We start from the raw sequence: 14,569 nt of genomic DNA, 5'->3' as shown, positions 1-14,569 counted from the left end.
CTCTAGTACGAGAGGACCGTGTTGAACAAACCTCTGGTGTATCAGTTGTGCCGCCAGGTGCACCGCTGAGTAGCTACGTTTGGAAGAGATAAGCACTGAAAGCATATAAGTGCGAAACTCGCCGCAAGATTAGACTTCTTTAAAGGGTCGTTGTAGACTACAACGTTGATAGGCTATAGATGTAAAGGCAGTGATGTCATAGTCGAGTAGTACTAATTACCCATAGACTTTTTCTAAAAAGTAAAACGAATCAGAAGCTAGTTGGTAGCGATACCAACAAGATATAAAAAGATTAAATACTAATATTGATTTAATCGTCATAGAGAAGGTTAGTTAATCTTATTTGGATTATGGTAGTATACCGGTTGTGTGAATAAATAAAACAATAATGTCAAAGAAATAATAGGAACTAAAACCTATTTAAAAATATTAGGGTGACTATAGCTGCAGGGCTCACCTCTTCCCATTCCGAACAGAGAAGTTAAGCCTGCCTGCGCCGATGGTACTGTTACTTACGGGAGAGTAGGTCGTCGCCAGTTTTTAATCAAAAGCCTCAAGTGAATTACTTGAGGCTTTTTTATGGGATAAAATAAAGGTTTTAGATAAGGAATCTTAGTAATTAACTTTACTCTCACTACTCACTACTCACTACTCACTACTCACTCTCACTACTCACATACCTGATGTCTTCTCCTAAGAGTTGTATAAATGATCTTAAATGTTATTTAACGGTACTCTTACATGTAAGCTATTTCTTTACTGGTCTTCAGAAATTATCAGAAAAAATATTTACTGTTATTCATCTATCCTTTTTATTTTAAGGACAGAATAAATGATTTTAAAGTACAGATCTATTTTTGATTAAATAAGAGTTGAAGTATCTTTTTGAGGTTATTAGTCATTTAGTATTCTTAAAAAAAGAAAGTCCAATATTCTAAGAATATTGGACTTTTTAAATAGATGAAAGGGTATAATTTACTCTCCTAAATATGCAACCGTTTTGACATCGCCGTCTACAGTTACTTTAGTCAAGTTATATTTTGCTAAATTTTTCATTGATTTATCCCATTTTTTACCGCTCAATGCAGTTTGAGATTTTAACTCGTTCAAATCAATGTTTTCATTTGCTTTTAAAATTTTGATAATTTGAGTTTCTTCCGCTGTCAATTCATAAGCCGGTGCAGTTTTTTCCGGACGCATTTGAGGGAAGAATAAAACCTCTTGAATAGATGGATTATTTGTTAAGAACATAATTAAACGGTCCATTCCGATTCCTAAACCTGATGTTGGAGGCATTCCATACTCTAAAGCACGTAAAAAATCTTGGTCGATGAACATTGCTTCATCATCACCTTTTTCAGATAATTTTAATTGTTCCTCAAAACGCTCACGTTGATCTATTGGGTCATTTAACTCAGAATAAGAGTTTGCAATCTCTTTCCCACAAACCATTAATTCGAAACGTTCTGTTAAATCTGGATTATCGCGGTGTTGTTTTGTCAATGGAGACATTTCTTTAGGATAATCTGTAATGAAAGTTGGTTGAATATAATTTCCTTCGCATTTTTCGCCAAAAATTTCGTCAATTAGTTTTCCTTTACCCATCGTTTCATTCACCTCGATTCCCATTCCTTTCGCAGCTTCAAATAATTCGGCTTCAGATTTTCCTTCGATGTCAAATCCCGTGAAATCAATGATTGCTTGACGCATTGTAACACGTTTATAAGGTGCTTTGAAATCAATTTTATGTTCTCCGAAAGTAGCTTCAGAAGTTCCGTTAACAGCAATTGCACAGTGCTCTAATAATTGTTCTGTGAAATCCATCATCCAGTTATAATCTTTGTAAGCAACATAAATCTCCATTGCTGTAAACTCTGGATTGTGTGTACGGTCCATTCCTTCGTTACGGAAGTTTTTTGAAAATTCGTAAACACCTTCAAAACCACCGACGATTAATCTTTTTAAATATAATTCGTTAGCGATTCTTAAATATAATGGAATATCTAATGCATTGTGATGCGTAATAAACGGACGAGCTGCTGCACCTCCAGGAATCGATTGTAAAATGGGTGTTTCGACTTCCATGTATCCACGATCATTGAAAAAATTACGCATAGCGTTGAATAAACGTGTACGTTTCAAGAAAATTTCTTTCACGTGAGGATTAACAACCATGTCTACGTAACGCATACGGTAACGCAATTCTGGATCTGTAAAAGCATCAAATACGTGACCTTCGTCGTCCGTTTTTACAATTGGCAATGGGCGTAAGGTTTTTGACAACAACGTTAATTTTGTCACGTGAACAGAAATTTCACCAACTTTAGTTTTGAATTCATATCCTTCAATTCCGATAAAATCTCCGATATCCATCAATTTCTTGAAAATTGTATTGTACTCAATTCCTTCTTCAGATGAAGAAATGTCATCTCTCGAAATATAAACTTGAATACGTCCTTCGCTATCTTGTAATTCAGCAAAAGAAGCTTTTCCCATTACACGAACACTCATCAATCGTCCGGCAAGTTTGACAACCTTTCCTTCTTCGTACTTTTCCTTAATTTCTTTCGAATTAGAAGTTACCACGAATTCTTCGGCAGGGTAAGGCTCAACGCCTAAGTCTCTTAATTGTTGTAGTTTTTCTCTACGAATAATTTCTTGTTCAGACAATTGCATAGTGAATATAATTTATATAAAATGAATGCAAAATTATGAAAAATAATCTTGATTCACGAAGTTTTTATGATTTAATAATTGTAAGAAATATCAGTATCGACGCGAGTTTTAGTCTATAAGTTCAAAACGACGCTCTAATGTGTAGTCAGTATCTTGAAATTTCACTTTCTTTGTTTCGATACTATATGAAATCCAACCGTTGTCTTTGATTCGAGAAGTTGTTTTTACGTAATATTTGATATCGTCTTTTAATCTATTTTCAGAAGGTTGTTCAGTTCCTAATTTTGTTGCTAAGTCTTTCAAATAAGTGTACCAGGAATTAGCCAACCATTCTTTATCCGCTTCCTGAAAGCTCGACATAATGTAATTGGTTTGAGAGATTCCAATCTCATTCAATTTCAATTCAGTTGTAGCAGGAGTAGGAGAAGTGCTAAACAAATTGTCCATGTAAGACTGATAAACAAAAGGAGCACTTTCTAACGTAAAATTACTTTTTCCGTAAAAATGATGAAATTGACGAATATCTTTGTCAAATAATTTGACGATATTTTCTTCTGATGAATATTGTTGAAGATTTTTTTTAATAATTGCAATCGCTGTAGGATTATCCAAATATTTATTCTCTACATCTTCAGCAGATAAAATTAATTGTTTTAAAGTTTTATCCAGGTCGGTATAACTCAAAAATCTTCCATCTTGATCTACTTTAAAAGAAATGGAAACGTTGTTGACTAGCGAAAAAGGGTTGTTCAGAAATGATTTAGAATTGAACTGAACATTTCTAAAATTCCACTTTACAATTGTCTCATTCTGGTAAATATTTTCGACCTGAATAAGTACATGATAAGAATATTGTTCTTGATGTGCGATCGTATCATCCTCTAATTTTACCTCACTTGTCGTTACGTTGTATCTTTTTTCATCTCCAATGTTCCAATAAATTTTTGGAGAAATTATAATTTCTCGTGGAGTTTCAAAAATTGAATCATTTTTAATCACAGGTGAAATACTGTCTTGAACAGGGGTCTGAGCGAAGATTCTTATCGAAAAAAATAGAAAAAGGAAATAATATGTAAATTTAACTTTCATTTTAAATGCGATCAATCTTAATCAAAAATAAAGCAAAATATCTTAAACCAGCCTTGAAATAATTAAAAAATAAAAATTTAGTTATTTAATAGTTTAATACTTAAATGATTAACTGTTTTTTTAGCACCAATATTTAAACTGAATAAATATTCAGATTTTAATAGGATAGAATTTAAATTATAGGTGTTTTCAAATTTTACTTTTAATTCTACAGTCTCCGAATATTTTTTAATCTCTTTTTTTACTTGTTCTTGAGAAAGATTCAATTTTGCATCATTCAGCATATAATACGCCATTTCCTCCCATAATTTTTCAAAATCATCTTTACTCAGATTTTGATCAGAAACAATGGTGTAAGTTCCTTTATCTTTATTGATATCTTTTAGATAAGTGTTTGTGGTAGAAGAAATAGGGAATCCAAAAATGTTTTCTTGGACAGATTTCCCTTCATAATTTTCTCCTAATCTGAAATATTGCCCATTGAAATAATTGAATACATGTACCTCCTGTTCAAAAACATAAGGAACATATGTTTTCGATTTTACCATTTCTTCAATGTAGGCAATATTAGCCTTATAATCGTCTGATTTTTTGCGTTGCTTGCTAAGCCTATCGGTTATCTTAAGTAATTTCTCTTCAATTTGGGGAATATTCAATAATTCTAAAAATTCTCCGGAAGGATTTGTTGTAAATTGATATTCTATTCCTTCAGAGTTGTTGATAAAATCACGGTAAAATTCGTCCGGATCATTGGATTGATTTTTCCCGTTTATAAAGGTATATTTATTGGCAAAATCATTTTTATCAATCAATTCCATCGATTTATTGGATTGGTTGATAACTTTAGAAACTGTATCGTTTACCGAAATCGAAAAATTACGATCAGTAAAAGAATAGTTGTAGATTTTATTTAATTCTAAATTTGGTTTTACCTGAACAGATTTTTCTTCGAAATTTACCTGCGCAAAAATTGCAGGAGAATATAGTAAAATCAAGGTAAATAGACTTGTTTTCATTCTCGTTAATAGTTGTACAAATATAGAATGATTATTGAATATCTACGTTATTTATTGAACGAATCATTGTGTCAATAGGCTTCGTTTCCGAAATTTCTTTTTCCATCAATGTACCACCAATTTCTTTCAGCTTTTTAATCTGAGGGATAAAGCGGTTTTCAAGCGAACCAACAGCTTTATTGTAGCTCTGAGTTGCTTGATTGAGGTTGTGTCCAACAGTGGCTAAATGTTGTATCAGAACATTCACACGATTGTATAATTCGATTCCTGCATCACGCATTTGATAAATATTTTCAGCAACGTTTAATTGTTGCCAGCTAAATGCAATTGTGCGAAGCATTGTAATTAAAGTAGTTGGTGTTGCAATAATTATTCTATTGTTTAATGCATCTTCTATCAAAGTTCGCTCCAATTCTAACGCTGCACCAAAAGAACTTTCAATTTGCAAGTACATCACCACATAATCCGGCGCTTCAGTATACTGATTCCAGTAAGCTTTAGAACTCAGATTTTTTAGATGTTCGCGTACGGCTTTCGCATGCAATTGCAAATGTTGTTTTCTTAGACCTTCGTCTTCGGTTTCAAAAGCAAGCATATATTGATTTAAAGGAACTTTTGAATCAACAATAACTTTTCGATTTCCAGGAAGATTAACGATCAAATCCGGGCGAAGTAACCCATTTTCAGCTTGAACAGAAGTTTGTTCTTCAAAATCGCAAAAAGAAGACATACCGGCAAATTCTACAACCCGGCGTAAGCCAATTTCACCGTATTTACCTCTGGTGTGAGACGTTTTAAGTGCAGAGACCAATGTATTGGTTTCTTTTTGTAGTTTGTCAGTTGTTCCACGCATAGCATCCAAAAAAACTTTAATTTCAGAATAGGCACCTTCACGTGCTTTTTCTATTTCAGAAATTTTTCCATCAAATTTATTTAAACTTTCATTTAATGGTTTGATTAAAGAATCGATTGCTTGTTGGCGCTTTTCCAAATCGTTTTTCGAATCAGAAAAATGTTTGTCTAATGTTGTCTTTGCTAAATCAAGAAATTGTTCATTGTTACTTCGTAAAACTTGAGCAGAAAGTGCTTCAAATTGTTCTTTTAACCGTTCATTGGTTTCGAGTATAAACGATTTTTGTTCTTCAACAGCTTTCATTGCTTCTTGATGGCGGACAGTCAATTCTGTATTTTTTTCGCGCTCTTTTTGCCATTGATCCAAATTGAAATTGGCATCATCTTTTATTTCTAAAAAATCATTTTTCAACGAATCGTATTGTTTTTGAAGTTCTTGGAATTTTACTTCATTTCCAATAATTGCTGCATTAGCTTTTGATTTTGAATATAAAAAACTAATAACTGCTCCAATGATAAAGAAAAGGATGGCTGTCAGAATAATTGCACTGTTCATGATCTTGAAAATTTAAACAAAGGAACAATTTTATCCGACATCATATGACGTTATCGAATATTTATTTCAATAAAAAAGGACTTACTTGTGTAAATCCTTTTTAAGATTATTTGATAGAATCTTGTAATTCGTCTCTTAGATGATGTTTTGTCTCAAAAATTGAATTTTTTATGAGTTGTGAACTTTCGTTCAGAATCGGTAAAATTTGACTTTTGTCTTTTGTTTCTTTAAATCCTATTTCTAAAATTGGATCAACATAATACAAAATACTTGAAGATAATAATAGAGAAATCATTAATCCTAAAGCTGCTCCGCCAAATCGGTTTACAATTCCTAATCCAATTGCTTCTACTGTTTTTTGTGTTAAACTTGATGCTAATTTTATTGTAAAAAAAGCAATTCCAAATGTAATAACCAATGCAGCTAATGAGGTTAAACTATCTGCAACGATATTGTAAGAATTGACATAAACTTCAATGATTTGGTAGAATTTGAAACTTAACCAAATGGCTACAAAAAAACCGACTAAACCAATTAATTGAGAGATAAAACCTTTGAAAAATCCATTGATAAAACCAAAAGCTAAAGCGATTAAAATCAGAATGTCAAGTTGATTAAAATCAGTCATTAAGCGTTTTGCAACTGGTGTTTTTCTGCGATTTTTTTCAATGTATCGACTAAGATGTTAATATCCTCTTTTGTTGTTTCATACGAATAAGAAACACGTAATGGCGTCATTTGATTGATTTCTTCTTCAGTGTATAAAGTCTGCATAACTAATGAAACTTTTGCTGCTCCCGAACTGCAAGCACTTCCTTGAGAAACGGCAATTCCAGCCAGTTCTAATTCGAAACCGATTAATGTGTCATGGAAAGGTAATTTGATGCTCAGTAAAGCATATAAACTTTTATCCAAATCTTCAGAAAGTCCGTTAAAAGCAACACCCGGAATGGCTTCTTTTAATTGATCAATCGTATATTGTTTAATTTCTTTGATGTGTTTGACATGTGCATCTAATTCATCTAAGGCTAAATCTAATGATTTAGAAAGACCTACAATTCCGTATACATTTTCTGTTCCTGAGCGTAATCCTCTTTCTTGTCCTCCTCCTGAAATTAGAGGTTTGATATGAGAGGCTTTTTTAGCATATAAGAATCCGGCACCTTTAGGTCCGTGAATTTTATGGGCAGAGCAAGAAGCAAAGTCCATTCCCAATTCTTGAAAATCTAAATTATAATGACCTACCGTTTGTACAGAGTCAGAATGGAATAAAGCACTGTTATCCTGACAAAGTTGAGAGATGTATTTTACATCGGTTAAATTTCCAATTTCATTGTTGGCATGCATTAAGGAAACTAATGTTTTTTTAGATTGATCTTTCAATAATTCTTCTAATTGAGAATAATCAATATTTCCATCTTTTAGGATATTTAATCGGATTACTTCTACATTTCCCTTATGTTCTACATCTTTTACACTTTCCAGTACACATTTGTGCTCCATATCAGTTGTAATGATTCGTGTGACAGCTAAGTCGTTTACGCAAGAACGGATAATGGTATTATTAGATTCTGTTCCGCAAGAAGTAAAATAAATTTCGGCAGGGGAAACATTTAATCGTTGAGCTATATTTTTCCTAGACATTTCAATCAATGCCTTGGCTTCTCTACCGAATACGTGTGTAGATGATGGATTACCGAAAACATTTTTCATCACATGAGCCATTTCGTCAACTACTTCTGGACGAATTGCTGTTGTTGCTGCATTGTCTAAATATACTCTTTGCATTATCGATTATTTTACTGATTGTTGTTTACTATTGAGGTTTTGAACAACAAATTTAAGTAAAATCAACTGATTGAGAAAGTAAATTGCTATTTAAAACGCATTAAATCTGAAGATAGAAATCGCCATTCAGGAGTTAATAGAACACCTTCTTTTGCAATGTACCAAGGAGAAATTAGATCGTTACTTGGATTGGTGAGAATCTGAATATTTTGACTGGGGTAATAACTTTGTGCCAATATATAAATTTTATTTCCCATCTCATCTTGTGCGAGATCCATTACAATTACAGCATGACTTTTTATACTTCCTTTTTGAAAAAAAACATCACCAATTTGCAACTCTTTGAGTGGTATAGCTTTTAAAAGCTCTGTGATTGTATTTGAATTGGTATTTTCTAAATAATACTGTAAATATTCGATGTACTTAGAATAAGAATAATCACCTTTTACAAATTTTGTATAAGGAGTTGGTTTTGTTGAAATTTTAGCCAATTTATCCAATTCACTGTATTTTTTTTCACGATAAAAATATTCTAAACGTAAGCTTATAACAGCATTTGCATTAAACTGAACATTTTTTTTGGGCTGATCTAAATCTAAAACACCAACATAGATATTAGGATTAGATTTCTTTTGGCCATCAAATGTATAAACAGGCGTAGTGTGACTTTTAAGGGAAAGATTATTTAACCATTTTCCAAATTCTGTATTGTGTTGATTCCTACTAAAATTTGGAGGAGTATCGAATCTCTTAAAAATTTTTAATTCTCGCGAATGAACAAGACTATATACCTCATTTTCTACTAATTCATTATTCGTAGACGATTTAAGGATATGTGTATTGCATGAGAATAAAAGAGTAAAAAATAATAAAAATGTAAAACTTAAAAATTTCATTGAAACTTAGGAAAATCTTGCTAATCTTGGGTTAAAAGTTGAATCTGATCCCTCAACTCTGCTGCTTTTATAAAATCTAAATTTTTTGCAGCATTTTCCATTTCTTTCTGCAATTTTTGTACCAATTTTTCTTTTTCTTCTGTAGAATAGGTTTCCTTAATTTCAGCAGCTTGTTGAATCAAATGTTTTTGTTCGTAAGGATTTTCTTCAAACTCAGCTGCAGCTAGGCTTAGCTTTGTTATTTTTTTATTTAATGCTTGTGGAACTTTATTGTGATCTTGATTGTATTTCATTTGAATTTCACGGCGACGATTCGTTTCATCAATCGTTAACTGCATACTGTCCGTAATTTTATCTGCATACATTATTGCTAAACCATTTATATTTCTTGCAGCACGACCAACAGTTTGTGTTAAGGAACGGTGGCTTCTTAAGAAACCTTCTTTATCGGCATCCAGAATTGCAACCAAAGAAACCTCAGGTAGGTCTAATCCTTCTCTCAAAAGATTTACTCCAACCAGAACATCGAATAAACCTGCACGTAAATCAGCCATAATCTGAACACGTTCTAAGGTATCAACATCAGAATGAATATAACGACATCGAACTCCATATTTTGTCAAATATTTGGTTAGTTCTTCGGCCATACGTTTTGTTAAAGTTGTAACCAAAACACGTTCGTCTAATTCAACACGTTTATTGATTTCTTCCATCAAGTTATCCACTTGATTTTGAGTTGGACGAATTTCTATAACGGGATCTAATAACCCGGTAGGACGAATGACTTGTTCAACAACAACACCTTCAGATTTTTCTAATTCGTAATTTGCAGGAGTCGCTGAAACATAAATTACCTGGTTTTGTAGGGCTTCAAATTCTTCAAACTTTAATGGGCGGTTATCCATAGCAGCAGGAAGTCGGAAACCATATTCCACCAAATTCTCTTTTCGGGAACGATCGCCTCCATACATCGCATGAACCTGTGAAACAGTTACATGTGATTCGTCGATTACCATTAAGTAATCTTCCGGGAAATAATCCAGCAAACAGAAAGGACGGGTTCCGGGATCACGACCATCTAAATACCTCGAATAATTCTCTATTCCGGAACAATACCCCAATTCTTTGATCATTTCTAAATCAAATTCGGTACGTTCTTGCAAACGTTTTGCTTCCAGGTGTTTTCCGGTTTCCTGAAAATACTCAACTTGTTTTCCTAAATCTAACTGAATATCAGCAATAGCTCCATTCAATGTATCTTTAGATGTCACAAAAAGATTAGCCGGGTAAATATTAAGTTTATCCAATTTAGATGTGGTCTTTCCTGTGTCAACATTAAAAACTGAAATTTCTTCTATTTCATCTCCAAAGAAATTAATTCGAATTCCATCATCTGCATAAGCAGGAAAAATATCTAATGTATCACCTTTTATTCTAAAATTTCCCCGTTGAAAAAGACCTTCTGTTCTGGAATATAGTGCTTGAACTAATTTGTGGAGAAAAGCCGTTCGAGAAATGATTTGTCCAATTTCTATCTGAATCACATTTTTATGAAATTCAGTAGGGTTTCCAATTCCGTATAAACACGAAACAGAAGCGACAACTAAAATATCACGGCGTCCGGAAAGAAGTGAAGAAGTCGTACTTAAACGTAATTTTTCAATCTCTTCATTAATTGATAAATCTTTCTCAATATAAGTTCCTGACGAAGGAATATAAGCTTCCGGTTGATAATAATCGTAATACGAAACAAAATACTCAACAGCATTATTCGGGAAAAATTCTTTAAACTCCATGTACAATTGTGCCGCCAGCGTTTTGTTATGTGCCAAAACCAAGGTCGGACGTTGTACATCTTGTACGACATTTGCTATTGTAAATGTTTTACCGGAACCGGTAACACCTAAAAGTGTTTGAAAACGGTCATTGTTGAGAATTCCTTTGGATAATTCTTCAATAGCTTTTGGTTGATCACCAGTTGGTTTGAATTCAGAATTTAGTTGAAACTGCATTTCACAAACTTACAAATTATTCAGATAAAAAAATGAATGTTGTGAAGTGTAGAGAAAGAAGAAGTTGATAAAAAAATAAAAAGGCGACTTTAAGTCACCTTTTCATCAAAACCACAAAAAAATGAGAAAACTGTTTACTTAGTAAACAAACTTCCTTCCATTATTACAAGCTATTGCCCGCTATAACCATTGCAAATATAGGCTGGTTTTCTGTGCACGCACAATAATTTGTAATACTTTGTTTTATTGGTGTCGATAAAAGATATTTATAATAGTGTTAAAACCTCTGATTCTAACGTTTTCGTAAATTTGAATACTTTTTATAGTGTCAAGTTTACACTAGCGTATTTTCGCTAAATTCCATAATTTATCTAATTCGGAAATGGTTAAATCAGCTAAGTTTTGATCATTTTCTTTTGCGATTTCCTCTAATTTTTGAAATCTCGAGATAAATTTTTTGTTCGATCGTTCTAGAGCATCCTCAGAATTGATTCCGATAAATCGTCCATAATTGATTAATGAAAATAAAATATCACCAAATTCCATTTCTTTAGCTGTTGAATTTTGTTCTTCTTTAAATTCATTTATCTCTTCAATAATTTTATCAAAAACCTGATCAGAATTCTCAAATTCAAATCCAACACCTTTTACTTTGTCCTGAATGCGGTAAGCTTTTACCATTGCCGGGAGAGAAGTAGGAACACCTGAAAGGACAGACTTATTGCCTTCTTTTAATTTAATTTGTTCCCAATTTTGAAGAACTTCTTCTTCTGTATCTGCTTTTGTTTCACCATAAATATGAGGGTGGCGGTGAATTAACTTTTCGCAAATTCCGTTTAATACATCTGCAATATCGAAGTCCTTTTGCTCTGATGCAATTTTAGCATAAAAAACCAGGTGAAGAAAAACATCACCCAGTTCTTTTTTTATTTCATCTGAATCTTTCTCAATGATAGCGTCTGAAAGTTCATAAATTTCTTCAATAGATAACGTACGCAACGTTTCCATTGTCTGTTTACGATCCCATGGACATTTTTCACGTAATTCATCCATTATATCTAACAATCTCTCGAAAGCCTGTAATTGATCTTTACGTGTATTCATCTTTTAATTATTCAGCGTCTTTATCTTTTTTGGCTGTTGTTTTTTTTGCAGCGGTTTTTTTCGCTGGCTTTTCTTCAGCGTCTTTTTTGTCAGCAGCCTTTTTAGCAGGTGCTTTCTTTTTTGGTTTTTCTTCTGCAACAACTTCTTCAGCAGGAGTTTCAACTGGAGAATCTTGTGCCTGTTGAGCAGCTAATGCAGCTTCTACAGCGGCTAAGTCAATGTTTAATAATCCGTTTTTGTGTAAGATATTATACCATTGGAATAATTTTTTCAAATCAGAATCATACACTCTTGAATCGTCGTATTCCGGTAAAACTTCTTCCATATATTTACGCAATTCTGTTCCAGAAGATTTGTGATCGATCGTTTCTCCTCCGTTTTCTTTTTTGTAAATTTTGAAGAAAACTTCTGCTAAAGGATATTCTTGTGAAACACCGTAAATCGCAACATTGTCTAATAAACTAACATTGTAGTTAGATGCGATAGAGATTTTTTTACCTTTTTCTAAATCTTCAACAACAAAACCACCTCTTGTTTGAGAAATTAAACGGTATAATCCTGGTTTTCCTGAAATTGCGATAACTCTTGATAAATCCATATTCTATTATGTTTAAGGGTCTATGAAGGGAATTTCATTTTGTAACTCGTGTTTACTTTCCCTTTTGTTATATTTTTTAATTTATTACTTATTAGTTTCTTTTTAAAGCTCGAAATATAGTCAATAAAAAGCTTTCCTTCCAAATGATCGTATTCGTGTTGAATAACCCGAGCGCGAATATCCGAAAAAGTTTCGGTATGTTTTACCCAATTTTCATCAAAATATTCTAAAGTAACGGATTCCGGACGTGTAACATCTTCATGAATATGAGGAATGCTTAAACAACCTTCGGCAAACGTCCATTCGTCACCTTCAGAACTACTGATTTTTTTTGGATTAATAAAAACGCGCTTAAAATCTTTCAATTCATCTTTTACATCTTCATAATCTTCATCTTCTTCGAAAGGCGAACAATCTACAACAAATAAACGTATATCTTTTCCAATCTGTGGAGCTGCAATACCAACACCGTTAGAGTCGTACATGGTATCGAACATATTTTCGATCAATTCATGTAAATTTTTATAATCTTGATCTATTTCTTGTGAAACTTTACGTAAGACAGGATCTCCGTAAGCTACAACTGGTAATACCATTTTTTGATCTTTTTTTATTAATTTGACGGCAAAGATACAATTTGTTACAGTTTATGTGCTAAAAATGATTGTAAAATTATCACTGCACTCACTTTATCTACCATTCCTTTTTCTTGTCGTTTTTTCTTTTTCATTCCACCTTCGAACATCGCGCGAGATGCCATTTTTGATGTAAACATTTCGTTTTCACGATGAATTTTAATCAAAGGAAATTGTTCAGAAAATTTTTTCAAAAAAGGTTGAATTTGATTTTCAATCTCATTCAATTCACCCGAAAAACGGACAGATAATCCGACAACAAGATCAGAAACGTTTTCTTTTTCTATATATTGTTTCAAGAAATCCATCAATTTTGATGTTTCTATTGTGTCCAATGGAGAAGCTATAATTTGTAATTCATCGGTTACAGCTACACCTGTTCTTTTTCCTCCGTAATCTAATGCTAATATTCGTGACATTTGGCAAATTTAAAAAAACGATTCAATAATAAACAATCTCTATGGAAAGCCTTCATTTTAATTTTTATATTTGTGACTATTATTAATAAAAATGGAGAATTTAAAACAAATCATAGAAAAAGCTTGGGACAATAAGGAGTTGTTACAAGAAGAAGCAACGCAAGCTGCGATTCGTGAGGTAATTGAATTGATTGATAACGGGCAATTACGTTGTGCAGAACCAGTTGGTGAAGATTGGCAGGTGAATGAATGGGTAAAAAAAGCAGTCGTAATGTATTTTCCAATTCAGAAGATGGAAACGTTAGAAGCAGGAATTTTCGAGTACCATGATAAAATGGAGTTGAAAAGAAACTATGCTGAAAAAGGAATTCGTGTGGTACCAAATGCTGTTGCTCGCTATGGTGCGTACATTTCTTCTGGTGTTATCTTAATGCCTTCATATGTAAATATTGGAGCGTATGTAGACGAAGGAACAATGGTCGATACTTGGGCTACTGTTGGGTCTTGTGCCCAGATTGGTAAAAATGTTCATTTATCAGGAGGTGTAGGTATTGGAGGTGTTTTAGAACCATTACAAGCAGCTCCGGTAATTATTGAAGATAATGCTTTTATCGGATCTCGTTGTATTGTGGTAGAAGGTGTTCGTGTTGGAAAAGAAGCTGTATTGGGAGCAAATGTTGTATTGACAGCATCAACTAAAATTATTGATGTAACAGGTGAAGAACCAATCGAAGTCAAAGGGTATGTTCCGGCTCGTTCAGTTGTTATCCCAGGTTCTTATACAAAGAAATTTGCGGCAGGAGAATATCAGGTTCCTTGTGCTTTGATTATTGGAAAACGTAAAGAATCAACAGATAAAAAAACGTCTTTAAATGATGCTTTACGTGAACATAATGTAGCTGTATAATTTAAGATAGTTATATAAAAA

At 32.9% G+C, this 14,569-nt stretch carries 13 protein-coding genes and 2 rRNA genes; 3 read left to right on the top strand and 12 right to left on the bottom strand.

Features of this window, described 5'->3' with window-relative positions; translation table 11 throughout:
• Window positions 1-236 (top strand): 23S ribosomal RNA (locus H277_RS0114530); the annotation flags it as partial.
• A gap of 194 nt (window positions 237-430) precedes the next feature.
• Window positions 431-539: ribosomal RNA gene (rrf, locus tag H277_RS0114525) — 5S ribosomal RNA — on the top strand.
• Window positions 540-975: 436 nt separating this feature from the next.
• On the opposite strand, the gene lysS is transcribed toward rrf, so the two are convergent.
• The 12 genes from lysS to ruvX all read right to left on the bottom strand — a co-directional run bounded on the left by lysS (window position 976) and on the right by ruvX (window position 13,641).
• Window positions 976-2,676, bottom strand: a complete 1,701-nt coding sequence (gene lysS / locus H277_RS0114520) for a lysine--tRNA ligase (protein WP_019976343.1) — start codon at window positions 2,674-2,676, stop codon at window positions 976-978.
• A 108-nt stretch (window positions 2,677-2,784) separates the two neighbouring features.
• Window positions 2,785-3,765, bottom strand: a complete 981-nt coding sequence (locus tag H277_RS0114515; protein ID WP_019976342.1) for a hypothetical protein — start codon at window positions 3,763-3,765, stop codon at window positions 2,785-2,787.
• 77 nt (window positions 3,766-3,842) lie between these two features.
• Complete coding sequence (locus H277_RS0114510; protein WP_019976341.1) at window positions 3,843-4,781, bottom strand: hypothetical protein; 939 nt, start codon at window positions 4,779-4,781, stop codon at window positions 3,843-3,845.
• Between the two features lie 31 nt (window positions 4,782-4,812).
• Window positions 4,813-6,189, bottom strand: coding sequence for a DNA recombination protein RmuC (locus H277_RS19210; protein ID WP_019976340.1), 1,377 nt, complete (start codon window positions 6,187-6,189; stop codon window positions 4,813-4,815).
• Window positions 6,190-6,295: 106 nt separating this feature from the next.
• Window positions 6,296-6,817 (bottom strand): CvpA family protein, encoded by a 522-nt coding sequence (locus H277_RS0114500; protein ID WP_019976339.1) that lies wholly within the window; start codon window positions 6,815-6,817, stop codon window positions 6,296-6,298.
• A complete protein-coding gene (locus H277_RS0114495; RefSeq protein ID WP_019976338.1) occupies window positions 6,817-7,977 on the bottom strand; it encodes a cysteine desulfurase family protein in 1,161 nt (386 codons plus the stop codon). Before H277_RS0114495 ends, H277_RS0114500 begins: the two co-directional genes overlap by 1 nt.
• A gap of 86 nt (window positions 7,978-8,063) precedes the next feature.
• Window positions 8,064-8,873: a DUF4846 domain-containing protein gene (locus H277_RS19205; protein ID WP_019976337.1), complete on the bottom strand. Its 810-nt coding sequence runs from the start codon at window positions 8,871-8,873 to the stop codon at window positions 8,064-8,066.
• A gap of 20 nt (window positions 8,874-8,893) precedes the next feature.
• Entirely contained in the window at window positions 8,894-10,885 is a 1,992-nt protein-coding gene (uvrB, locus tag H277_RS0114485; protein ID WP_019976336.1) for an excinuclease ABC subunit UvrB, read from the bottom strand.
• Window positions 10,886-11,224: 339 nt separating this feature from the next.
• Complete coding sequence (gene mazG, locus H277_RS0114480) at window positions 11,225-11,989, bottom strand: nucleoside triphosphate pyrophosphohydrolase (protein ID WP_019976335.1); 765 nt, start codon at window positions 11,987-11,989, stop codon at window positions 11,225-11,227.
• 7 nt (window positions 11,990-11,996) lie between these two features.
• Window positions 11,997-12,587 carry a DUF5606 family protein gene (locus tag H277_RS0114475; RefSeq protein ID WP_019976334.1) on the bottom strand — a complete coding sequence of 197 codons (591 nt, stop codon included), beginning with the start codon at window positions 12,585-12,587 and terminating at the stop codon, window positions 11,997-11,999.
• A 20-nt stretch (window positions 12,588-12,607) separates the two neighbouring features.
• Entirely contained in the window at window positions 12,608-13,183 is a 576-nt protein-coding gene (def, locus tag H277_RS0114470; protein ID WP_019976333.1) for a peptide deformylase, read from the bottom strand.
• A 44-nt stretch (window positions 13,184-13,227) separates the two neighbouring features.
• A complete protein-coding gene (gene ruvX / locus H277_RS0114465) occupies window positions 13,228-13,641 on the bottom strand; it encodes a Holliday junction resolvase RuvX (protein ID WP_019976332.1) in 414 nt (137 codons plus the stop codon).
• 91 nt (window positions 13,642-13,732) lie between these two features.
• Between ruvX and H277_RS0114460 the strand changes: the two genes are divergently transcribed.
• Window positions 13,733-14,548: a 2,3,4,5-tetrahydropyridine-2,6-dicarboxylate N-succinyltransferase gene (locus tag H277_RS0114460; RefSeq protein WP_019976331.1), complete on the top strand. Its 816-nt coding sequence runs from the start codon at window positions 13,733-13,735 to the stop codon at window positions 14,546-14,548.
• Window positions 14,549-14,569: the final 21 nt, after the last annotated feature.

It is taken from the genome of Empedobacter brevis NBRC 14943 = ATCC 43319, assembly GCF_000382425.1.
Taxonomy (GTDB): domain Bacteria; phylum Bacteroidota; class Bacteroidia; order Flavobacteriales; family Weeksellaceae; genus Empedobacter; species Empedobacter brevis.
The sequence above is the reverse complement of the archived record's forward strand: the minus strand, read 5'-3'. Positions and strand labels throughout refer to the sequence as shown.